Genomic DNA, 23,475 nt, shown 5'->3' with positions numbered 1-23,475 from the left:
TTTGACAATCACAATTGAAGGAAGACATGCTGTTTGCCCGATATGGCGGAGAAGAGTTTGTTCTTGCACTAAAGGACGGAACAGAAATTGAAGGTGAAGATTTAGCTAATCAGATGCGCAAGTCTGTAGAGGCACAGCCTCTGATTACTGATCAGGGCGATATTTCAGTTACTTTAAGTATGGGGGTTGCTGAGGCTACGATAGATGCAGAGGAGACACTTTATCAGCTTTTGAATAAAGCCGATCAGGCTTTGTATTTAGTAAAAAGAAATGGACGAAATCAAGTGCAGGTCTATACAAAAATCTAGAAGCAGGTTAACCCTTATTGGGAACCTGCTTCTTCTTTTTAAAATATCAAACTATTAGATATATTATATGCGCTGAAAATCCCTGTTTTTAAACACCATACACTGTTCCACCCAGCGCTGTACGAGTTCTGGCGCGGAACCAAAATGGATATGTGTATAGCCGGCTACAAGATTATTTAATAAGAAGCCTTCTTGCTTTGTCCCTCTTGACCCAGTTGTAGTATATGCTGAAGTAAATTCCTGAGATGACTCGAAAGTTGAGTAATGAAACTCATGTCCTCTTGCCCGGTCATTCGGTCCAATTAAGTAATTCTTGTCCATTCCCGTTACATCCCGATAACCAAGTGCGGCAAGCTTCGTACGCATCTTCACCCTGCCAGGAATCATGCCAACCATCGGATATTCCTCTCCGCCAACCGTTTCAATCGATTCGGACAAGAACATGAATCCGCCGCATTCTGCTACCGTAGGCATCCCACTTTGGATAGCCTCCCGAACAGATAGGAGGACATCATTTTGCACTGATAAAGCTGCTGCAAATTCCTCCGGAAATCCACCACCAATATATAGACCATGTACATCTGGAGGGACCTGTTCCCCTTTAAGCGGGGAGAAAAAGACGAGCTCCGCTCCATAGTGCTCTAACAGCTCTAAATTTTCGGGGTAGTAGAAATGAAATGCTTCATCCAATGCAACAGCCATTCTTACTTGACTCTCTTGCTTCAGTGTTCCAAACAAAATATGCGGGGATTCCATGGTTTCTGTGCCCATTATTTGATATAGACGATCCAAGTCGAAGTTCTTTTGAATTGTTTCTGAGAGTAAGTCGAAGAAAGGCGTAAGTTCTCCGCGTTCAATGGAAGGAACAAGTCCAAGATGACGCTCTGGCATGCGAAGCCGATCATCCTTTGATAGATAGCCAATAACAGGAATTCCGCATTCTGATTCTACCGCTTTCCGAATTAACTCGTAATGACCCGCACTTCCCACACGGTTCGCCACAACCCCACAAATACTAACAGAGGGGGATAACGTTTGAAAGCCCTTCACTATTGCAGCTGCGCTTCGTGCCATCCCGCCGCAATCAACTACAAGCAGCACTGGGCTATTAGTAATCATGGCAATTTCCGCAGCACTCCCTGTATCAGAAAGCGGGTCCTTCCCATCAAATAACCCCATTACCCCTTCGATAATAGCCACATCCGCTCCTTGACACCCCCGTAAAAAAATCTCCTTTACTGCTAAGGAACTGCACATCCAGCTGTCTAAATTTCGAGATTTTCTACCTGTCACTGCGGTTTGATAAGTCGGATCGATATAATCAGGGCCGCATTTAAACCCTTGCACCGTATAACCCTGCGCTTTATAAGCTGCCATTAGGCCGATAGCTACAGTCGTTTTCCCAACACCACTCCCCGTTCCTGCTACTACAATTCGATTGATGGACATAACCATTCCTCTGCTTTCTGCTCATCATAGGCAGGAAAAAGGTCCGGATGAAGCAAAACACCTAGTTTTTGTATACCGAGTAATAGTCGTGGAGATGGTCTGCAATAAAGGGATTCCTCCATTACAATTATCTTCTCATCCTTGATTGCCTTCATTTCGGGCCAATCGGGCCGTTGTTTAAGCAATCTCGGTTTCATTTGTTTTTCCTTTACACCAACCCACGCCATCAAAATATAATCAGGATTACGCTTGCGTACATCCTCCCAATCCGTCTTAACACTTGCCCGCTCGTTGTCTGCGAATACATTATAACCACCAGCTATATGACTGATTTCCGTTAACCAATTCGTCCCACCCGGAGTGAATACAGGCTTGGGCCACCATTCCCAATATAACCGCGGCCGTTCCTCAACCTTCCGTCCAAACTCCTTATACGTCTCCAACAATCCATTATATTTATGGGATGCTGCCTCCCCAATCGCTTCTTGTCCTGTTGCTTTCCCCACCTCAAGCATATTATCCCCAATATCAGCCAAGCTCTTTGGATTAAGCGTGATAAAAGGCAGTCCCCTCTCCTGGAGGCCCGCGATGTTATTCTCCATGCCAGGCACCGATAATGAAGCAAGAACTAAATCTGGCTGAAGAGCTTCAACAGCAGCCATGTCGATATCTAAATCAGAACCTAGTCGAGGCAAACTATTAATCTGTAAAGGCCAGTCTGAATAGTTATCCACACCTACGATATTTGAAGTCAACCCCATAAATCCGAGAAGCTCGGTATTACTTGGACATAATGATACAATTCTCATCAGAACGGTTCTCCCCTTTCTTTTTTATACGCTTCTTTTTATCACTTTATCTCAAAGCTCTATACCCATAACAGCTGGTATTCCCTCATCATAATAATGCTTTGATACAGTCACGTCTGAAACAAGATCAGCCGCTTCAATGAGCTTTGAATTTGCGTTTCTTCCCGTAAGAACAAGATGCATCCCTTGTGGGCGTTGTGAAATGAGATCAAGTACTTCTTGAAGTGGCAGCACATCGTCAATGGGAAAACTATTGATTGCCAGTGCGTTATTGATTTCATCTAAGATGACAAGATCATGCTCACCTGCCATCACTCGCTCCTTCGTATATGTCCATGCATCTTTAAGTGCAGCACGATGCTCTTCAGGCGTCTTTGTCCAAGTAAATCCAATCCCTTTTTGGATCATTTCAATTCCTAGCTTATCAAAAACAAGTTTCTCCCCATACGTACGCTGGGGAGATTTAATAAATTGAATCATTAGCACTCGTTTCCCCCGACCATATGCCCTTACGGCAAGCCCTATCGATGCCGTAGTTTTTCCTTTGCCATCTCCTGTGTAAATAAGTGTTAATCCTCGTTCCTTACTTGGTTTACTCATACAAATCCCTCCTCTTATCTATAAAACGCATAACTATTAGAAAAATTCGAAGCTCACTTGTACAACTTCCAATGTATCGGACAATTATTGGATGATCTCCAGCTTTCCTACTCTCTTCTTTGCAGGGTCCTTCCGCTGGCTAATACTATCCCCCTGAAGGATAATTTGCGGTAATCCATAAACAGGGTGTTGCATCACTATAGGTGCAGTACCATATACTTCCTCAATCAAATCAGTTCGAATGATATCCTCTGGAGATCCAGTTGCTACAACTCTCCCATTATGTAAAAGCAACAATCGATCACAATAGAGGGCAGCTAAATTTAAATCATGCAGAACCGAAATAACTGTCAAATCATCCTCCAGCTGCCATTCCCGAATCCGATCCATTAAGAGTACTTGATGGCCTATATCGAGATAGGTGGTTGGTTCGTCAAGCATCAAGAGCTTTGGCTGCTGTGCCATTGTCTTACCAAGGGCTACTCGCTGCCGCTCTCCGCCGCTTAAGTTTTCAAGTTGGCGATCACTCAAATCATTCAGCCCCATTTTATCGAGAATCGCATCGATAAGCCGATCAATGTCTGTTGTTTCTTCTCCAAGCCAATTTTGAAAAGGAAATCGTCCCATCTCGATTACTTCTCTAACTGTAAATCCAATCGGAGGCAGAGATTCCTGCTGCAAGACAGCCATCCATTTGGCTAGTTCTTTTCGAGTATATTGTTCAATCGGTTTCCGATTAATTTCAATTTTTCCAGTCATTGAAGTTTCCACACCTGACAATAGCTTTAGTAACGTGGACTTTCCGCTTCCATTCGGTCCAATAATCCCCAGGCATTCTCCACGTTTAACTGAAAAGCTAATTTCCTCAAGCACTGACTGGTTGTCAAACCGTTTACTCAGCCTATCGACTTCAATAATCATCCATCAATTCCCCCCTGACATTTGCTTGTTTCTACGAAGCAAGTATGCAAAGAATGGTGCACCAAGAACGGCGGTCACAACCCCGAGTGGAATCTCCGTCGGGCTAAGTAATGTACGGGCAATTGTATCAGCCCAAAGCACGTATATTGCACCGAAGATCACTGTCAAGGGGAGTAATAGTCGGTAATCTGGTCCAACTATTAATCTCACTAAATGCGGGACAACAAGTCCGACAAAGCCAATCGTCCCAACGATCGATACTGCAGCAGCAGTAATTAAGGTGGAAACGATCAATACAACTAGCCGTGTACGCTTAATATTGACACCTAAATGCGCAGCCTGTCTCTCTCCTAATGCGAATAAATTTAATGTTCGTCCATATGATAGCAACACGACAATCCCAATGGCTAAATAAGGCATGAGCACAAAGGTAAATGACCAGCCTCTAAGAGCTAAACTCCCCATTAGCCAAAAGACGATTTCATTCACCACCTGATCGGACATGGACACCATAAAGGAAACAATGGCACCTAAAAAAGCAGAAACAACAACACCAGATAAAATGATGGTTTCTAATTTATACTTTCCTTGTACATTGGCTAATCGGAGCACAACAAGCAAACTGATTAGCCCGGTCACAAATGCAACAAGCGGGATGGTCCAAGTACCAAATAAAATTGTATGAAACCCGAATAAAATTAAGAAAGCTGCACCTACTGCTGAACCAGATGCTACCCCAAGCGTATACGGGTCAGCTAACGGATTGCGCAATACTCCTTGAAAACCAGCCCCAGCAAGTGATAAACACGCTCCAACAAGGATAGCAAGAAACACCCGCGGCAAACGAACTTTTAGAATAATTTGCTCCGATGAGGCCGCCCAGTTTGTCTCTATGACATCTTCTAAAAATGGAAGCTGGTGTAGTATAATTCCCCACACATGCGAAAGAGGCAGATTGGCTGATCCAAGTGACAAACTAACAACCACTGAAAGAAGAAGGAGAACGAAACCCGCTCCCCCCCATAGTGCTAATCTTCTTTTCATTTCTTAAACAAATCCGGATAAATGGCCTCAGCCATTTGTGTAAGTGCATCTGTTATTCTCGGACCAGGTCTAGACATTATATTCCCTTCTATTCCTGTCAAGCTGCTGTCTTGAATGGCTGTAATCTTCTCCCAACCATTTCTTGATGTAATTAGTTCTTCTAGCGGTTTGCCAGACTTATCATCAACAGTACCAGCAGTATACAAAATCACATCTGGGTTATCCTGGATGATTTTTTCTTCATTGATTGCGTTCCAGCCTTCCAAATCTGAGGCAATATTTACTCCTCCGGCCATCGTAATCAATTCATCCATAAATTCACCCTTGCCCACCGTCCAGCCTGGGGAAAATTCGATATATACTTTTTTCTTATCTTCTTCTTTAATAGTTGCAGCTGCTTCTGTTACTGTTTTAATATCTTCCTTCATTTGTGCCACTAGCTCTTCTGCTTTTTGCTGCGTGTCTGTAATGACGCCAATCTGGATAATATTGTTTAAAATATCGTCTATCTTTTTCGGCTCCGTTTTATATAAAGGAAGACTTAACCCACGAAATTTCTCGACAATATCATCTTTCATTGAAATGCCGCCTATCACTAGATCTGGATCGGCCGCGATAATTGCTTCCTCATTCGGCTTTGTTACCCCTCCAACTTTCGGCTTTGTTAACGCTTCTTTAGGGTAATCATCAAAATCTGAGACTCCGTAGATTTTATCGCCCAGGCCTAAAGCAAACAGAATTTCCGTCTCTGACGGAGAAGTGGAAACAATACGCTCAGGTGCTTTTTCAAAAGTTAATTCCAGACCCGTTGCATCCTTCACTGTAAGCGGGTAGACCGTTGCTTTCTCACTTGTTTCGTTTTCGGAACTTCCGTTATTTTCAACTTCTGACGATGCTTTTTGAGCAGAGCTGTCCTTTTCTGCCCTATCATCTCCTGACCCACAAGCACTGATAGTCATCGCTACTAGCATGGTCAATAGTAATGCCAAAAACTTTTTCATACCCATTCCTCTTCCCTTCATTTATGGTTCGAGATGAGCTTGATATCTTGAAGTCTTGTCCTGAACAACGAAAAAAGCCCTGCTTCCATTCGGAAACAAGGCATGCGAAAACCAGACAAATAAAATAAATTTATACTGATTAAGCCTATCCTTTTCCACGAAGGATTTCGTTGGCAAGCTAAATAGGCAGGTTTCCTGGCTTACGGGTAACATGACTTCCTCTCCTTCCCATTCCATATCTGGAACAGTGGTACTGCGAGGTTATCCCCGAATAACAGTGGCGGGACCGCGCCGGATTCACACCGGCTTCCCTTTTAACCTTATCCAACGACAAGGCACCTACTAGCTATGTAAGATTCAATTGGTCAAGCAATATTCTCAACTCGTATTATAGCATTGTTTTGAGTTATTTGAATATGGAGTTTAGACAAGCAAATCAAACGAGTTTGAAAGTCTTATGAAGAAACTAATATATTCGCCATGCTTTTGTGGATATTGGCCGTCATCCTCAAAATATTGGCCGTTCTTTCGAGTATTTTGGCCGTCATCTTCAATATATTGGCCGTCTTTACGATTATATCCGCCATTATCTTCATAAAGAACTAAAGTTAAAAAACGATAAGCTATCAAAACAAAATGAAAAACTAAATAAAGAATGAAAGAGATGTCAACTAAGGTTTCAGCTGTTGAAAGTGCGGAAGCTGAAAAAACGAATCTAAACAAACATATCACAGAGCTGGAATCTAAAAATAAATCGCTAGAAAATGAGGTAAGCAGCTTAAAGGATCAGCTTGCAAGTATGAATACATCAACAGCTAGTTCTAATGCTAATGAATCATCCACTAGCACAACTTCTTCAAGTGGAGGAAGCGAGTACTTTTCAAATTGTACAGAACTTAGACAAGTATATCCAAATGGTGTTTCCTCTGATCATCCAGCTTATCAGTCTAAAATGGACAGAGATAAAGATAATTATGCCTGTGAAAGATAAGAATTGCCCTTTTGGGCTTTTTTAATCAAAGCAAAAAAAAGTGGACGAATCTTTTTATCGTGACTCGCCCACTTTTCTCAATTGCCTTATAATCCTCTATCTGTTGCCATTTCATACTTTGCTGCCTTTTTCTTTAACCATGGCTTAGATAACCAGCGTCTTAGCGCAAAGATTCCACGAATCCATTCATCAAAACCTTGAGCTATCCAAATTCCAAGTAACCCTAATCCAAAGATAATTCCGAAAAGGTAGCTAAATATGACCGCGACTCCCCACATGCAAATAATGCCTATAACAACAGGGAAACGAACGTCGCCGACAGATTTTAAAGACCCCATCAATACAATATTCATCGCACGTCCAGGTTCAATAAATACAATGGCCCAGAGAACAGGGAGTCCAATCGAAATAATGCTAGATTCGTCTGTAAACACGGCTAATACTGGCTCGCCAGTAAGGGCAATTGCTAGCGACACAACTAACGAAACAACCATCGATATTTTTAATGTCTTAAGTCCTCGTTTTAAGGTTCTATCATAGTCCTTCGCTCCAATATAACGCGCAATCAGCAGCTGAGTCCCTTGTGCAATCGCCATGGTGAATAAATAGCAGAGCATAGAAAGATTAATAATATACACACGAGCCGCCAGCGCATCGTCTCCAATCATGGCAACAAAGCTTGTGATCACAATTTGCGAAAGCTGGTAGGAAAGATTTTCTCCAGCTGAAGGAATCCCGATGTGAAAGATTTCCTTAGTATCTGTTTTACTAATAGAAAAAATATCTTTTATAGAAAACTTTAAATATAAAATTTTATAAACAAAGTAAAGCAAAGCTAGAACGAGAAATATCCTCGCAATAATGATAGAATACGAAACGCCTGCAACCCCTGTTACTGGTATACCAAACCAGCCTTTAATTGCAATAAAGTAACCTGTAACACTTATAATATTCATCATGACCGTCATAACCATTGCTTCTTTTGTATGACCATAGCTGCGTAAAACAGCACTCAATGCAAGGGAAATAGCTTCAAGTACGAGCGAGCAGCCTGTAATGGTTAGAAATGTAAGAGCAAAATCATAAATCTCCCCACTTAACCCGTAAAATCGTAAAAACACATCACCAAACAATACAACAACAACAGTCATCACGACGCCAACCCATAAATTTATACCAAAAGCGGAACGCGCAAGCTGGCGTGCCCGTTTCAATTGGTTTGCACCTAAATTTTGACCAATTAAAATCATTGCCCCAATGACAGTTACATTAAAAATTAAGATAAAGATATTAATAATCTGATTAGCTACCCCAACACCCGCAACAGCCTTATCCGAATATCCACTTAAAATTAATGTCGCAATAATCCCAACACTCATATGCAGAGAAATTTCAATAAATAACGGCCATGTAATACTAAACAATGATTGATTTTGGTACTTGTTATTTTCGCTTGACAATAGTTAAACCTTCTTTTCTAAGAGAATATGAAATTTAGTTTACCTAAATTTCGTATAAAAGGAAATAGACAAGATTATTGAAACTGCCTCATAGAATGGTTCTGCAAGACAAAAGATAGTAATAGGAAAAGGAAATTGTCTCATAGGACGGTTCTATGAGACTAAAGGTAGTGATAGGAATAAGAAACTGTACCATAGAATGGCTCTTGCTTATTTTAAGCATGTTACTATTTATTTGTGGTACTTGATATTATATTTTTCATTCCAAATTATATTACCCTTTTACTTCTAATTCCTTTAACGTATTCGAGCAGATGCGTAGGTCAATTGAGCATCATAGGTAAATATTTTATTTTCCTAAAAATAAAATGGCTCAGTTTATTAGAAACTGAACCATTTTAAATCTCTCTCTTTTCATTTTTATTGCTGGAAATTCTTATAATAACCATCTTTTTTTATTTTGTTATCTGTTATGCAAATTTCTTTAAGCGTCCTACAAGAGGAACTACAATTATACCTGCTATTACGACCTGCATAATGTTTCCGGGAATAGAACCAAATGGAAGTACCCAGTTACCATAAATAATTACTTCGGTAAAATAGTAGCCAACAACTTTTATTATAAGTGCAGCTGCAACTGCTAAAGAGTTAACTAGGACTCTTTTGCCAGGTGCTTTTTCGGAAATAAATCCAGCTAAAAAGCCCATTAAACCAACAATGATAAATGTAAATGGTGCCCATACTGCCCAGCCAGATATAAGATCAAAGAATGCCATTCCAAAGGCACCTGCTATAGCACCTGTTTTTTTTCCGTAAACCAAAGCTGCTATGAATAGTGGCACGTTGCCCAGATGGATTAGACCACCGTTCCCCATAATTGGGAGCTTTATGTTAATGAACATCGTGGCTACCAAAGTTAATGCAATGAAAAGTGCATTAATGACTAAGGCTTTTGTTTTAGTTGTTTCTGTCGGAACGAATGATGTATTCATATGATAAACCTCTTCTTTTTTAAAAAAATAATATCATACAAACATATAATTAATAAATGGGAAAAACTATTAATTATTTTCATATTTGTATATTAGTTAATAGCTACTGACTTGAATCCAAATTACAGTTCTCCTGCTTTTAAAAAAAAGAAAGAAGAGCCAGCGATGGAAATGCAGACTCTTCTTCTATTTTAAGTCATTTTACAAGGCTGAATGTTCTGAATGTTTATGCCCTATTGCTACTTATGGTAAAGGTCTAGTCGGTCTATCTCCGCCAGCTTGTGCAACGGCAGCCGTTATTGTCACTGTGTTCTCACCGTATGTGACAGTTATATCTGTAATCCCAGCTGCCTTACCCAAGATAACACCATCCTTAACCGTTGCAACCTTTTCGTTGGCGACTTTATAGGTAGCTTTGGCTGTTACATCTTCTTCAGTTGTTTCATCACCAATTGTTGTTACTTCTGTGATTTTCACACTGCCTGTCTCGCCTTCATTAATGAGAATGTAGTTCTTTTCAGCCTTCAGGCTAACAGTTTTTTCTGGTTCAGGTTCACCTTTAACCACTGTCACGGCTACCGTTGCGGAGTTTTTGCCGTAAGTAATTGTAACCGTTGTTTCACCAGTAGCTTTCGCCTTAATGACCCCTGCTTCTGCAGTTGCGATTGACTCATCGGCTACTGAATATGTGGCTTTAGCTGTTACATCTTCTTCAGTAACTTCGTCGCCATCCTTCGTTGTTTGGGTTACTTTAATCGCCTCCGTTTGGCCTTCTTTAATCGTTACTGCTGATTTATCGACGGATAGGCTAATTTCTGGCTCTGAACCTGGCTCTCCATCAACAACAGTAACAGCTACTTTCACTTCGTTTTTGCCATATGAGACTGTAACAGTTGTTTTACCCGCAGCTTTTGCAGTAATGACACCAGCTTCTGCTGATGCAATTGCTTCATCTGCCACTGTATAAGTAGCTTTAGCTGTCACATCTTCATCCTTTGATTGGTCGCCATCTTTCGTTGTTTGTGTTACTTTTACTGTTGCGTTTTTACCTTTTTCAATTGTTACATCTGATTTGTCTACTGATAGGCTGATTTCAGCTGCATCTACAGTGAAGTCTGCTTTGCCTTTGTTTCCAGAAGCATCTTCTACATTTACTGTAACTGTTTCTGCTTCTTCAGTTAGTTCGATTTCAAATGAACCGTCTTGGTTTAATGTTAATGGTACTGCCGTGCCCGCCTTACCATCTTTTGTGATGACATAAGAAGCCTTAAGTTTTGTATTGAGGTCGTAATGAAGCCCATACGGTTTTAGGACATCATTGTAGTCAATGTACTTATCTGTTACTTGGCCGGTCAATTTATTCTCTGCCACTTTACCCTCAATTTCAGGTTTTGTTGATTTTACAATAATTGGGCCAACATAATCACTGAGTACGTTTCCTGATGCTGCCTGTGCATTATAGTCAATTGTATAAAGTCCATCAGGAATGTTTTCTGCCCCAGTTCCTCCCCAAGGACGATATTGTCCATTGATGCCTAATTGATAAGAGCCTGCGCCTAATGAGTTAGCTGCATGTAAGTAGCCAATATAGCCATCGCCATATTCTCCGCCCTCAGGATTTTGAATATCCCAAATTTCAATATAGTTAGCTAGGACATCTCCTGTAATGGTGAAGTAAAGCATAGCAGAATCTTTTATTCCGTCCCCATTAAAGGATAGATCTGTTTCTGTAATTCTCATATCTTTTATTTCAACGGCTGGTGCTCCGCCAAAGTCAGCAGCAAATGGCAAGGATACATGATTTTCGCCACCGTTAACATGGATATAGCCTAAGTATTCGTCTCCCGCTTTTGCTGCAGCGTTTTGCGAAGCTGTTAATGTTACGTTTAATAGCTGTTCGCCATTTGGCGCTAATGTAAAGGACGACTTGTCAATTGATAATGCTGCATCAGCAAATGACTTTGTTACGTTCACCTCCACACTGAAGTTTCCACCCGCTCCTTTAAGGTCTTTCACACGAATTTGCTTCGTAACTGAAATGTCATTGTCCAGTTTTTGCGGACCAAATGTCACGGTTCCTTTCAGGTTTGGCACAATTTCACCGCTTGCATCAAGCACAGCTTCATCCTCTGCATAAGCAAGTACACTTGGGAATGCTGCAGCATAGGCATCCACACGTCCTGCCCCTTGTGAAAAGACATCATATTTGCTTGTATCTAGGATGTTTGCAGTATTAGAAAGGGCTACTTTTACATCAAACGCATCCCAAGTTGGGTTAGCTTGTTTGATTAGTGCGGCAATTCCAGCGATATGTGGTGTTGCCATTGACGTTCCTGTAGAACGATCATAAGATTCTTCATAGCTTGCTTCAGGGAAATCCCATTTGTAAGCTGGTACAGAAGACATGATATTCGTTCCAGGTGCTGTTACATCTGGTTTAATATCAAAGTTCGGTGTGGACGGGCCACGTGAACTAGAATCATTGACTTCATCACCTTCAGAGCGCTCCTGGTCGAAGTTACCGAATGTGACAGTACCTTTTCCTGCCTTAAGTGCCTCACGAATAGCCGTTCCATCTGTTGTAGACATATCGATTGACGGAATGAATGCAAATGAATCACCTAAAAATACATCTGATACGCCTGGTGCATTCGTTCCACCTGAGGAGTTATGAATAATTGTTGCGACTGCACCGTTTTCCTTTGCATTGGCAATTTTATCAACGAATGCAATATCCCCACGGGCGATGAGAGCAACCTTTCCTTCTACATCAATGCCGTTAAAGTCAGCCTTATTACCTACTCCTGGGATAGCAACAAGCTCAAACTCTCCAGCTAATTGATTCTGTAACTCTTGTCCAAATGTTGTACCCATGAACTTCAATTGTTTAGCAAAGCTATAGTCGTTACCAACTTTAACCGTTACTTCCCCATTGTATTGCGTTTCTGGATTTGTCGAGTTTCCAACCGCAATTCCAAGACGAGCTGTTGATGGAGTTCCCATTGTCCCACGGTTTGGTCCATCGTTACCTGTTGCGATGACAGAGATCACTCCAGCCATCATGGCATTGTTAATCGCAAATGATCCTCCGTCCGTTTCTGAGTTAGGGCCACCACCAAGTGAAAGGTTAATAACATTCATTTTTTCATTAACTGCATGTTCGATGGCTGCGATAATTCCTGACGACGATCCGCTTCCATATGCTCCAAGTACGCGGTAAGCATATAGGTCGATTTCAGGGGCAATTCCTTTAATTCCATATTCATTGGCACCAATAGCAGCAATTGTTCCTGCAACGTGTGTGCCGTGATCCGTATAGAAGGCACGACCCTGTGCATTAAATTCTGGCTGGTTAGCCGGGCGCTCTTTCGGTGAAGTTTCACGTGCATCATCATCTGCTCGTTCGCGAGTATAAGTAGAGCTATTCGGAATAAAGTTTTTTCCACCCTTATAAATTCCTTGGAATTCTGGGTGGTCCGGATCTATCCCTGTATCAAGTACAGCAACTTTGATTCCCTTTCCTTTGTACCCCTTATCCCAAAGCTTCTCAATCCCTAGGAAGGAGATGCTTGTATTCATCTTTGCCTCATAATCTACTACCTTTTCAAGGTCAGATGATGAATCCATTGGCTTCTTATCATCTAATGCATGAACGATTGCATCTGGTTCTACTAATGTAATACCTGTAATTTCTAGAAGTTTTTTGAGGTCATCCGCTTTTACTTTGGCAGCAAAGCCGTTAAGAACAGTATCATAGGCAAAGCCTTTATCAAATGAGATGCCCTTAACTCTCATTTCTCTATCGACAGATGCTTGCTGTCTCGTTATTTTACTGCGGATTTGTGAAAGCTGTGAGTTTGATAGTGTTTTTCCTTTTAGCTCTCCAATCCCTTTTTCTAGTGCTACAGGCTTTTCCGATAGGTGAATGATAACTGGAATCTTTTCAGCACCTGATTTATCCTGTAAATCTTTATGCAGCTGTGGTAACCCTTCAGAGGCCTCCAGTTGTTCTGCGATTGCTGCCTTTAGCAGCATGTTTCTTTCACTCTGTTGCTGTTGCTTGAATGCTTTCTGCTCGGTAGTTTTTGTTCCCGTTTCTGTTTCTGTCGCCGATACAGGCATTACTAGTGATAAAACCATAATAAAAGCTAGAATACTACTAAATAGCTTTGTAAACTTTCTTTTCCCCAATTGACTTCCTCCTTCTCCTCTTTTGTCCGTTTTGACGAACACTATTAATCTATTCACTTCCCTAAGAATTAGAATCTATTTCATTCTCTAAAGTTAAAGAATGAAGAGATTTGATGCAAAAGTTTTCAGCCTCCCCTTCATTTTTTATTTACCAGTTACAATAATTCTCACACCTCCAATTGTTCTTCATAAAGAACACAATGGTCAAAAAAATGAAATGAACGTAAATTCGTTTCATTTAATTGAATTATACAACAATATTCCGAAAATAAAAACATTAAAACGAATGTTTTTTTCTTTATTAAGAACACACAAGTCGTATATAGTCAGAAAGACTTATTTCTTTCTTATCAGGCGCTTTTTCTTGATTTGTAACGCCAATTTTCAACACTAGATTTACTTAATGCTAATTACCCCATTAATTTCTAATTCTTGGATAGAGTATGGTTGTGTTTTTATAAAAAAATCGTTAAAATTAACATTGCGTTCACTATTAAGAACAATAAGACTTAAACTTGCTTCACTCCCCCCTTAATGAATGCTGAATATCTGAATTACAAATTAGAAAAGCTGATAGAGGAGGAAAAAGGATTTTGCAAAAGTATCATTGAATGTTCTTTTCTATTTTCCTTGAATAAAGATAATGATGGTTGTGTTTTTCACTAGGTTATTCCTATTCTCTATAGATTTAAGAAAGTGGAAAGGACCTAATTATAATAATAGGAGGATGATACAATGAACAAAAAGAAGTTAATTGGCTGCATCCTGACAGGGGTATTATCAGTTGGGATTGTTGGTGGGATGGGAGTATCGGCATTTGCGGCGGCTACTCAGGAAAACGATAAAGTGAAGCAATCTGCAAAAGATGTATCGGATACTTTAACGCAAGAAAGGATTCAAAAGATTAAGGATGAGCTTAAAGCACTCAAAATTACTTTCCCTGAAGAAGTGGATAAAGATGTATTTCTTGCTAATTTAGATCCAGCTACAAAGGAAAAATTAGAAGCCATTGCTGAACAATTAAAAAGGAATAAGTTGACATCAGGAGAAGCATTAGAGATTAGGAAACAAAGAATTAACCTTCCGAAACAAGAAAAAGGAACCGAAAAATTCACGAATATAGATGCGGAAACACAGGCAAAAGCAAAGGAGATTTTGGAAAAAGTAATAGCCGGTGCCATGACAAACGATGAAGCTATCACACAGCTAGAAAAGCTAGGAATTCCACTTCCTAATCTAGAAGAAATACGCGACCTGCTTGCTCATTTAGCTGGCCAAAAGCTTACCGATAAGACTGAAAGTTCTAAAGTTAGACCTCCAAGGCCTTAAGAGAAAAAAAGATAACCACTTGTTTTTTCAATCTACAAAAGTATTATTCCGGTTGTATTCGTTTAATTGTATGTTTAAAACTTTACACCAATAAAAAGGCGATTTCCATTTAACCAAATGGAGACCGCTTTTTTTATCCGGGGATCGAGCCGAAATTATTTTGTTATTCCGGTAGACGGATCGTCAAAAGGCAACCGCCCAGAGGGTTAGCTGCCTTTCTTTAAAATGAGTTGTGCTACACACTCCACGTGCATCGTCATCGGAAACATGTCCACCGGCTGTACCTCAATCGTTTGATACCCGCCATCTTCCAATATCCGCAAATCCCTTGCCAATGTCCCTGGATTACAGCTGACATAAACAACCTTTTTAGGCTTCATATCAATAATCGTTTGCAAAAGGGCTTCATCGCAGCCTTTTCGCGGCGGGTCAACGACTAGTACGTCTGCACTATTGCCTTCACTGTACCATTTAGGAATGACGGTTTCTGCTTCTCCCACAGCAAACTCTGTATTTGTAATGGCATTAAGTTCTGCATTTCTTTTTGCATCTTCAATGGCCTCTGGTACAATTTCAACACCGAATACTTTTTTTGCTTTTTGGGCGAGGAATAGGGAAATCGTGCCGATTCCGCAGTAGGCGTCGATGACATTTTCTTCTCCGTTTAGGTCAGCGTATTCCAGTGCTTTTTCGTATAATACTTTTGTCTGCTCTGGATTGACCTGGTAGAAAGATCGCGCAGAAATAGCGAATTTTATGTTGCCGATGAAATCGTAAATGACTTCTTCTCCCCAGAGGACATTTGTTTTGTCACCAAAAATGACATTCGTTTTTTTCGAATTGACATTTTGGCAAATCGATTTCACTCCTTTAATGCAGGAAACGATTTCTTCGATGATCTTATTTTTATGAGGCAAATCCTTTGTTCTTGTAACAAGGACAATCATCACTTCCCCTGTAACAAGTCCGTAGCGTGCCATGATATGACGCAGGTCGCCTTTATTCCTGCTTTCATCATAGGCACGGACACCATAACGGCTGCAAATTTCTTTCACCGCTTGTACGACTTCATCATTTTTTTCCTGTTGGATGATGCATTCCTTCATGTCGATAATTTGATGGGTGCGCTGCTGATAGAATCCACCGATTAATCCGCCTTCATGCTCTCCAACAGGAACTTGCGCTTTATTTCGGTAACGCCATGGGTCCTGCATGCCAAGCACTGGATGAACCTTCACGTTCTCAAGCTTGCCAATACGGGTTAACACATCTCGCACTTGCTTTTCCTTTGCTTTCAGCTGTCCCTCATAGCTTAAATGCTGGAGCTGGCAGCCACCGCATTCCTTGTAAATAGGACAGGGGGCTTCTACTCGATAAGGACTTTCTACGTACGTTTCAATTAACCGGCCAAAGCCGTACCCCTTATTTGCCTTTATCACCTTTATCCTTGCTTTTTCCCCAGGAAGGCCATTTGGCACAAACAATGGATAGCCGTCAACCTTCGCTACGCCTGCTCCTTCATGGGTTAAATCTTCAAAGACAACATCTATATAATCATTTTTTTGTACGGGTATTGTTTTATTCATTATTTTCTTCCTTTGCTTGTGAATGACTAGAGAAAGTGTATCACAAATTGGGCAGGAATACGAAATGCTGTTATTAGAAGCTTTATGTCATTTGCAAATATATTCAAGCATTTGCAAAAAGCGTCGACTTTTTGCAAAAATAATCTATTTTATGCAAAATTAATTAGGTTTTTGCAAAATAAAGTCTCCTTTTTGCAAAAATATCTTAAATATTACTTACAAAGCCAGTTTTTTCGTAAATAGTCTTCGGTTTCTGCAAGAATCCCTTTGAAATCGCAAAAAAATATATGTTTTCTTACAAATAAAAAGCCCACTCCTATTCAGAGCGAGCCTCTTCTTTTCTCCATTCATCAGGTAAATCTTGTTCACGAATTTTATTTATTGGAACGAAGACATTTAGGTGCCTGTACAAATTAACAAATTCTGCAGGCAGCAGTCCGCCAAATTCACCGTCCAAATTGAGCTGAACCTTTTCTTTTGAATGTACTTTAATCCGGTTTGCCTGGGTGTAGATAACATGTGGATCATTTACATGCTCTCCGCGTATCGCTAATGTAGCTATACGAATAAAATCGGCAAGGTTTGTCTTCTTCAATATCAATAAAGAGAATAGCCCATCATTGATCGATGAATCGGGTGCTAGTTTTTCAAATCCTCCGACAGAGTTCGTTAAGCCAACGAGGAAAAGCATCGCCTCTCCTTCAAATAGCTTTCCATCATATTCAATACTTACTTCTGTCGAACGGATGGATGGAAGCATTTCAATTCCCTTTAAATAATAAGCGAGCTGGCCGATCATAGTTTTCAGCTTGCTTGGCACTTCGTATGTTAATTCTGTCAGCCGGCCGCCGCCAGCAATATTAATAAAGTATTTGTCATTAATGCGTCCAATATCAACAGGAATCGTGTCTCCCTGAACAATAATTTCTGTGGCTGCTACAACATCCCTCGGTATATGAAGAGCTCTCGCAAAGTCGTTTGTTGTTCCAGTAGGAATAATTCCAAGCTTCGGACGATATTCTTGTTCAGCAAGTCCATTGACGACCTCATTGATCGTCCCATCTCCACCTGCTGCAATTACAAGATCGTACCTGCGTTCTACCGCAACCCGCGCTGCCTCTGTTGCATCCCCTTCACATGTCGTTGCATGACAGGAAGCTTCATATCCCGCGATCTCTAATCTTTGCAAAACTTCTGGCAAATGCTTCTTAAATAACTCTCTGCCTGAAGTTGGATTATAAATTATTCTTGCTCTTTTCATCGCCCATCATCCTATTATTCATCTTAATGTTTTTTATTTCCGTTTTCCCATCATTTAACATCATAACTAAATGGATTGAACTTATCAATTTTTATGCAATTTAACCATAAGGTGAATTATACCCTAAATTACTCTATCCATTCACTAGAAAAATACCCGAATCTTTATCCGGGTACACTTCTATTTTTTATTAATCAACAGTACTAAAACTTAACTGATAGCTATTCGTTATTGTAAGGCTATGTTCACCTTTGCCCGTTTGGAATGTCGCAAGCTTAATGACAGGCTCTTCATATGGATGCTCGCCCTGCTTTTCTTCTGTCATCTTCCACATTTCACGATTGCCATGAAATTCTTGTACGTCTGTTGCTGTCACTTTCACATCACTGCTGTTCTGAAGCTGAACAGACAAGTTGGAAGCTTGATCGATGGTCCAATCGCTTATAAGCGTACGCGGCTTGAGGGTGATTGTATTATCATTCCCATTTACTTCAAGCTTTACATCATTAGGAATGAGGAGTGTGGCAGACATATCCTCATATCTATCAAAAGGTCCAGCTGTTTCACTTGGTAAACCTTTTATCTTCACATAAAGGGTATCGCCTTTCTCCTGAATGGATACATACTCCTCTGCATTTGATAGTAACTTTTCCTTCTTCCCTAATAAAGCTCTGTATGTCCCAAACATCGAGACTTCTTTCGCTGATGTGCCTTCAATCGTTAATGGATAGTGTCCTGTATCTTCTACCACTACTCTTTGAACTCCTTCGCTCAGCTGCTTTTCAAGAGCTGGCAGATCCATCGTTCTCTCTTCTCGTTTTAGCACATCATCGATCTTGTCCATAATGCCTGTTGAACTAAGTAACGCAAAGCCAATACCAACTGTACCAAGAATACCAACAAAGAAAATGCTTAGAAAATCATATTTTAAAAACGGCTTCTCCTGCCTTGATAGAAATAAGAAAAGTAATATTTCAACCCCGAGAACAACCAATATGATTGGCCACCAAGAAATCATTACGTGCATAAGGTCCATTCCGAAAAATTGAGATAATAGAAGAAAAATTCCGAGAAAAAGGAGCGAAGCCCCCATAGAAAACGTCCCGACACGCCATGTCCTCATTAAAATCCCGCCTTTCTATATTTAAATAACTGGCATAATTCGTTGTTCAGAACTCTACTCATCCTGCAATTCAACTTTCTTCTCCCGTTTGCCAAATAGAAGCTTTAAGCCCCCGCCAATTAAGAGAATACAAACAACACCTGTTTGGAAGTAGCGATCAAACCAATATCTAATATCAATATCTATCATGTCATAAATCATCGGTGAAATAACTGGCAGCAAAATGCTTGTTGTTAAATAATATAATCCAAGCAGGACTAGCCCGATGCCAATCCACTTTTGCTGATTAATAAAATATGAAATAATTGGTGTATCGTCCATCGGCTCATCACCGTATTTAGAAGCCTTTTGCAATCCATCAAAGAAGCTATAGAACCAAATGATAGGAATTAAGAACAAGAAAATTCCTAATCGCAATACATCCAATATATAAATCGAGAATAGAAAAGCTGCCATCAGTTGTATGCCACGTTGCTGCAGTCCAAGATATAGATGACCTGCTCCTGGGAAAATCGACAAGAACGTCGCAATCGCTTTGCTTTTCTTGCCATCCTCTCTTCTCGTTTCGAAATCATCGAGGATTGTTCGGTCAACAAGCGTTTCTCCTTGCTGCTTGCGATTCAATTGCTGCATGGCATCAAAGAAGCCATACACCCAAATAACAGGCAGGATTGCTAGAAATACTAGGAATTCGCCACGATGAGTTAATGCCGTTACAAATAGTACCATAACCCCTAATCCTAGGAATGCAGTCAGCAATGTCATCCCGCGATTCATTAATCCTAGTTGAAAATGGCCAATCCCCGGAATAAATGATAAGAGGAGAGTACGGAATCTTTCATACTCGAAATCATTCGCCGGTGACGCACTAGGTTCAGCCAGCACCTTTTTATGTTGAAAAAGCTTTGATGCGGTGATGCCTGTATCAACTAAATTAATAATATAAAGAATCACTCCTAATACAAAAATGGCAAATCCCACTTCTCCCTCTCCGTTTGCAAATGCTAATAGGAAGACGGAAATCAGGAAAAATTCCCCGAACATATAAGCAATTCCCCGTAAAACTTTCCCTAAATAGAGCAGCCCTCCACCTGGAAAAAATGCCAATATAAAGGCAATAATTGGATTTTTCATCGTTATCTGCCTGCCTCCTTATTTTTCATTTCTAAGGAATCCATCCATGCAAAGGTTTTATCAACAAGACCTTGTGTCATTGATGGTTCTTCCTGAAGATTAGGATTCTGCACATTTTCAGCATATTGTGTAATTGACTGAAATACACCTGTAGTCATTAATAGAATCGTCACTGCCGCAGCAATCGAATAATGGAAAAAAGCCGATTGATAGATGGACTTTTTCTTTTGTCCCGTCTGCGGCTTCTGCGCTATCTCCATCTTTACATCCGCAATTTGAGCCATGACAAGATCAGTAAAGTCTGCCCCATTTGAAATGATTGGTAACTCATCTTCCTCCGCCTCAACCGCCATTAGATAACTTTCCAAACATTGGTCACAGCTATAAAGATGATTCTCATAATCCTCCCGGACATCTTTATCCAACTCATTCTTCACGTATTTCATCCACTCTTGCTCTGAATAATGCATCATGAAAAGTCGTCCTCCTTCCAATGCTTTTTCATCCATAGACGCGCACGGTAAAGCTTCGTCTCTATCGTTTTGATTCCAACATTCTGTTCCTCAGCCATTTGCTGATAGCTTTTTTCAGCTATATAAAAATCATAGATCACATGACGATAATTTGCAGGCAGCTCATTTAGCTTTTTATGCACAAGAGTCCGCCTTTCTTTATTAATGATTTCAGCTTCCACACTTTCACTTTGGCTTCCCTGAAAATCATATTCTACTATTTCCAGCGTGTCTTCCTGCCTTCGATCACGTTTTCTTTTAACATCAATTGCGTGATTTACGGCAATTCTTGTTATCCATGTTTTAAAGCCTTGATCCTCATATTGGGGGAGAGAGGTATAGATCTTTAAAAACACTTCTTGTGCAGCATCTTCCGCTTCTTTCTGATCTCTTAGCACGGCAAAAATCGTCCGGAACAAATCATTGCGATACTTTTCGACCAGTAAGCGAAAGGCATGGTCATTGCCGCTCTTCACTTTTTGGATAAGAACTTGGTCGCTAATCTCTCTCCCCCCCTTTCTTATAGCTTCCACCTTAATAGACGAAGAAAAGAGATTGTATCCCTACACTGAAATTAACTTTTTTATTATTTTTTTGTGCAGCTCTTTCAAACAGTAAAAAACGCCAGGAAGAATAATTATTCCTAAGCGTTTCTATCATACATTATTCGCAGTTTTCATTACTTTTTTACCCACTTCAATTAAACCAAATATAAAAACCTAATGCAATGAATGATATGATGGTAACAATAATATATATTAAAGAAAGATTGGTTGTATTTCTTTTTGAGGAGCTTCCGTAATTCTCATCTCCTCTTTTCATAAAAACAATAGTGAATACACCTGCAAGTGCCGTCAAAATAATAACTAAAATAATGGCTATTAACATCAGTACACCTCTATTACTTATATTTACTTTCTATTATACTTCCAATTTTAATTAATGCACCCACTTAACCCATAACATGATAGAATGAAGCTAAACTTACAGAAAAGCGCAAGCACCTTGATCATCGCCGTACAAACTGGAAGGGTTCTTCCTTTCGATAAAGGAAACACGGTGAGCGAGAGCGAACCGATGCTGACTCAATCGTTGCGGAGGAGACCTGAAGTTTAATAGGCGATAGGGGCTGGAGCTAGACAATTCTCATATTCGGAAAAAATATACTTACTATAAAAAAGGATGATAGGATGACTCTATTACTTTTTCTAATTGCTTATTTACTTGGTTCCATCCCAACAGCACTTCTTGTAGGCAAGTATGCATTTAATATAGATATTCGTGAGCATGGGAGCAACAATCCAGGAGCAACGAACACATTAAGGGTACTCGGAAAAAAAGCCGCCATCGTCGTGCTGCTAATTGATGTCAGCAAAGGAGTGCTTGCTGCATCATTGCCTGCTTTGCTGGAAGTAGATATTGACCCGCTATTGCCGGGACTTATCGCTGTCGTCGGCCATTGCTTTCCGATTTTTGCAGGCTTTCGCGGCGGAAAAGCCATCGCGACAACTGCAGGTGTCTTGCTTGTGACGAACATCTGGATGTTTTTAGCCGCTTATCTTGCTTTTATTTTTGTTATATTTGTTACTAAGTATGTTTTTTACGGTTCCCTTACTGTGGGACTAACCCTATTGTTTTACTCATTTTTTACACCAGGTCTCGAATATGAACTCATATTTTCTATCTTTCTTTTATTGTTAATTTTTCTCCACCGCTCAAATATTAACAATTTCATTCATCACTTAGAGCCGAAAATTAATGACAAGAGCTTGAAGGATGACCGCATCCCGCCGAAGATTAATCGAGTGTAAGTGCTTATGATTCCCGAATATTGGACTAGCCAATACTCGGGTTTTCTTATTTCTTGGACTTAAATGCCCCGCGGTATTTGGCTTCGCGCAGCTCAAATGCATAGGCTTCCCAATTCGGTAAACCCATTTCTTCTGCTATCGCTAATTCCTTTTCGACATCATAAGGGACACGAACAATTTCAATTGAAAAGGGAGCTGGGTCAGCTGATAAGTATTCACCATGCAGGATGGCATATGTTGCTTGCGGAATATCAAGAGAGTTCCCGACACTTCCACAATTGAATAATGTTTTATATGGATGAACAGGTTCAATTAACGCAGCATGAATGTCCCCATACCCAACGACATCAGGGACTTTTCCTTCTTCATTTCCGGCGATCCACTCTGTATTTTCAAACATGGCTAGTTTTTCCTCATACGAATCCCTCATCGGAACGACCCGATGATAAATACTTTTTGCAGAGGCATGATAAAGACGAACATATTTGCCGCTCATATAAAAATCATAGTGAAAGGGTAGTGTTCCTAAATAGGCGAGGGAATCCTCACTTAACTGATCCTGATGCCACTCAACCTCTTCAAACTCAACTGGCTTTTGAATAAAGTCATCCCAATTCCCCAATATTACTACATCACAAACTTCACGAATCCGCTCTACTGACCGTTGTGAATTCGGACCCTTTCCAATCAAATCACCTAAACAAAAGATAGTATGTATTCCCCGATTTTTAATATTTTCTAATACCGCTTCTAATGCAGTTAAGTTTCCATGAATATCTGAAATAACAGCGATGCTTCCCACCTGTTCTCCTCCTTAACTAATTATCTATGCTTTCTCCAACCGCTTATACTTCCCCTTTATTTTATATATAAAAAAAAGTAATATCAGTCGGCATACTGAACTAGCCTTTTTAAGGGTAGGCTTAATAAATTTGTTTCATTTTACCTTTTTC

The 23,475-nt window shown here is 40.2% G+C and carries 20 protein-coding genes, 1 pseudogene and 1 riboswitch; of the genes and pseudogenes, 4 read left to right on the top strand and 17 right to left on the bottom strand.

Annotated features, from left to right (window positions below):
• Positions 1-14: 14 nt before the first annotated feature.
• Positions 15-308, top strand: coding sequence for a GGDEF domain-containing protein (locus tag AN957_RS27305; RefSeq protein WP_252239658.1), 294 nt, complete (start codon positions 15-17; stop codon positions 306-308).
• 63 nt (positions 309-371) lie between these two features.
• Here AN957_RS27305 and AN957_RS03670 read toward each other — a convergent pair whose 3' ends face one another.
• The 6 genes from AN957_RS03670 to AN957_RS03645 all read right to left on the bottom strand — a co-directional run bounded on the left by AN957_RS03670 (position 372) and on the right by AN957_RS03645 (position 6,132).
• Positions 372-1,757 (bottom strand): cobyrinic acid a,c-diamide synthase CobB, encoded by a 1,386-nt coding sequence (locus AN957_RS03670; RefSeq protein WP_053479246.1) that lies wholly within the window; start codon positions 1,755-1,757, stop codon positions 372-374.
• The gene (locus AN957_RS03665) at positions 1,736-2,566 is read right to left on the bottom strand and encodes a cobalamin-binding protein (RefSeq protein WP_053479247.1); all 831 of its coding nucleotides are present in this window, start codon (positions 2,564-2,566) and stop codon (positions 1,736-1,738) included. The genes AN957_RS03670 and AN957_RS03665 overlap by 22 nt, the downstream gene beginning before the upstream one ends.
• Before the next feature lie 51 nt (positions 2,567-2,617).
• Positions 2,618-3,166, bottom strand: a complete 549-nt coding sequence (locus AN957_RS03660) for a cob(I)yrinic acid a,c-diamide adenosyltransferase (RefSeq protein WP_056682334.1) — start codon at positions 3,164-3,166, stop codon at positions 2,618-2,620.
• Positions 3,167-3,250: 84 nt separating this feature from the next.
• A complete protein-coding gene (locus AN957_RS03655) occupies positions 3,251-4,087 on the bottom strand; it encodes a heme ABC transporter ATP-binding protein (protein ID WP_082446481.1) in 837 nt (278 codons plus the stop codon).
• A gap of 3 nt (positions 4,088-4,090) precedes the next feature.
• Positions 4,091-5,131, bottom strand: a complete 1,041-nt coding sequence (locus AN957_RS03650; RefSeq protein WP_053479249.1) for a FecCD family ABC transporter permease — start codon at positions 5,129-5,131, stop codon at positions 4,091-4,093.
• Positions 5,128-6,132 (bottom strand): ABC transporter substrate-binding protein, encoded by a 1,005-nt coding sequence (locus AN957_RS03645; RefSeq protein ID WP_053479250.1) that lies wholly within the window; start codon positions 6,130-6,132, stop codon positions 5,128-5,130. Before AN957_RS03645 ends, AN957_RS03650 begins: the two co-directional genes overlap by 4 nt.
• A gap of 168 nt (positions 6,133-6,300) precedes the next feature.
• A riboswitch (cobalamin riboswitch) is annotated at positions 6,301-6,489 on the bottom strand.
• 505 nt (positions 6,490-6,994) lie between these two features.
• Between AN957_RS03645 and AN957_RS28360 the strand changes: the two are divergent.
• A pseudogene (locus AN957_RS28360) lies at positions 6,995-7,123 on the top strand (excalibur calcium-binding domain-containing protein); the annotation flags it as partial.
• A gap of 86 nt (positions 7,124-7,209) precedes the next feature.
• Here the strand turns inward: AN957_RS28360 and AN957_RS03630 are convergent.
• From AN957_RS03630 to AN957_RS03620, 3 genes are all read right to left on the bottom strand, one after another.
• Positions 7,210-8,583 (bottom strand): MATE family efflux transporter, encoded by a 1,374-nt coding sequence (locus tag AN957_RS03630; RefSeq protein WP_053479253.1) that lies wholly within the window; start codon positions 8,581-8,583, stop codon positions 7,210-7,212.
• Positions 8,584-9,053: 470 nt separating this feature from the next.
• Positions 9,054-9,575, bottom strand: a complete 522-nt coding sequence (locus tag AN957_RS03625) for an ECF transporter S component (protein ID WP_053479254.1) — start codon at positions 9,573-9,575, stop codon at positions 9,054-9,056.
• A 243-nt stretch (positions 9,576-9,818) separates the two neighbouring features.
• A complete protein-coding gene (locus tag AN957_RS03620; RefSeq protein WP_056682333.1) occupies positions 9,819-13,766 on the bottom strand; it encodes a S8 family serine peptidase in 3,948 nt (1,315 codons plus the stop codon).
• A 735-nt stretch (positions 13,767-14,501) separates the two neighbouring features.
• Between AN957_RS03620 and AN957_RS03615 the strand changes: the two genes are divergently transcribed.
• Positions 14,502-15,095, top strand: coding sequence for a hypothetical protein (locus AN957_RS03615; RefSeq protein WP_053479256.1), 594 nt, complete (start codon positions 14,502-14,504; stop codon positions 15,093-15,095).
• Between the two features lie 206 nt (positions 15,096-15,301).
• On the opposite strand, the gene rlmD is transcribed toward AN957_RS03615, so the two are convergent.
• The 7 genes from rlmD to AN957_RS03580 form a co-directional block, all read right to left on the bottom strand.
• On the bottom strand, positions 15,302-16,681 hold the full coding sequence (rlmD, locus tag AN957_RS03610; RefSeq protein ID WP_053479257.1) for a 23S rRNA (uracil(1939)-C(5))-methyltransferase RlmD: 1,380 nt from the start codon (positions 16,679-16,681) through the stop codon (positions 15,302-15,304).
• 316 nt (positions 16,682-16,997) lie between these two features.
• Positions 16,998-17,942 carry a diacylglycerol kinase gene (locus AN957_RS03605; protein WP_053479258.1) on the bottom strand — a complete coding sequence of 315 codons (945 nt, stop codon included), beginning with the start codon at positions 17,940-17,942 and terminating at the stop codon, positions 16,998-17,000.
• Between the two features lie 190 nt (positions 17,943-18,132).
• Positions 18,133-19,065 (bottom strand): hypothetical protein, encoded by a 933-nt coding sequence (locus AN957_RS03600; protein ID WP_053479259.1) that lies wholly within the window; start codon positions 19,063-19,065, stop codon positions 18,133-18,135.
• A gap of 54 nt (positions 19,066-19,119) precedes the next feature.
• Positions 19,120-20,199 carry a hypothetical protein gene (locus AN957_RS03595; protein ID WP_053479260.1) on the bottom strand — a complete coding sequence of 360 codons (1,080 nt, stop codon included), beginning with the start codon at positions 20,197-20,199 and terminating at the stop codon, positions 19,120-19,122.
• 2 nt (positions 20,200-20,201) lie between these two features.
• Positions 20,202-20,672, bottom strand: a complete 471-nt coding sequence (locus AN957_RS03590; protein ID WP_053479261.1) for an anti-sigma factor — start codon at positions 20,670-20,672, stop codon at positions 20,202-20,204.
• Positions 20,669-21,244 carry an RNA polymerase sigma factor gene (locus AN957_RS03585; RefSeq protein WP_053479262.1) on the bottom strand — a complete coding sequence of 192 codons (576 nt, stop codon included), beginning with the start codon at positions 21,242-21,244 and terminating at the stop codon, positions 20,669-20,671. The genes AN957_RS03590 and AN957_RS03585 overlap by 4 nt, the downstream gene beginning before the upstream one ends.
• A gap of 163 nt (positions 21,245-21,407) precedes the next feature.
• Entirely contained in the window at positions 21,408-21,599 is a 192-nt protein-coding gene (locus tag AN957_RS03580) for a hypothetical protein (protein WP_053479263.1), read from the bottom strand.
• Between the two features lie 302 nt (positions 21,600-21,901).
• On the opposite strand from AN957_RS03580, the gene plsY reads away from it, so the two are divergent.
• Positions 21,902-22,522, top strand: coding sequence for a glycerol-3-phosphate 1-O-acyltransferase PlsY (gene plsY / locus AN957_RS03575; RefSeq protein WP_053479264.1), 621 nt, complete (start codon positions 21,902-21,904; stop codon positions 22,520-22,522).
• Between the two features lie 46 nt (positions 22,523-22,568).
• Here plsY and AN957_RS03570 read toward each other — a convergent pair whose 3' ends face one another.
• Positions 22,569-23,324, bottom strand: coding sequence for a metallophosphoesterase family protein (locus AN957_RS03570; protein ID WP_053479265.1), 756 nt, complete (start codon positions 23,322-23,324; stop codon positions 22,569-22,571).
• Positions 23,325-23,475 lie beyond the last annotated feature (151 nt).

Origin of the sequence: Cytobacillus solani, assembly GCF_001420595.1 — a bacterium.
Taxonomy (GTDB): domain Bacteria; phylum Bacillota; class Bacilli; order Bacillales; family Cytobacillaceae; genus Cytobacillus; species Cytobacillus solani.
This window is presented reverse-complemented; position numbering and strand designations above follow the sequence as displayed.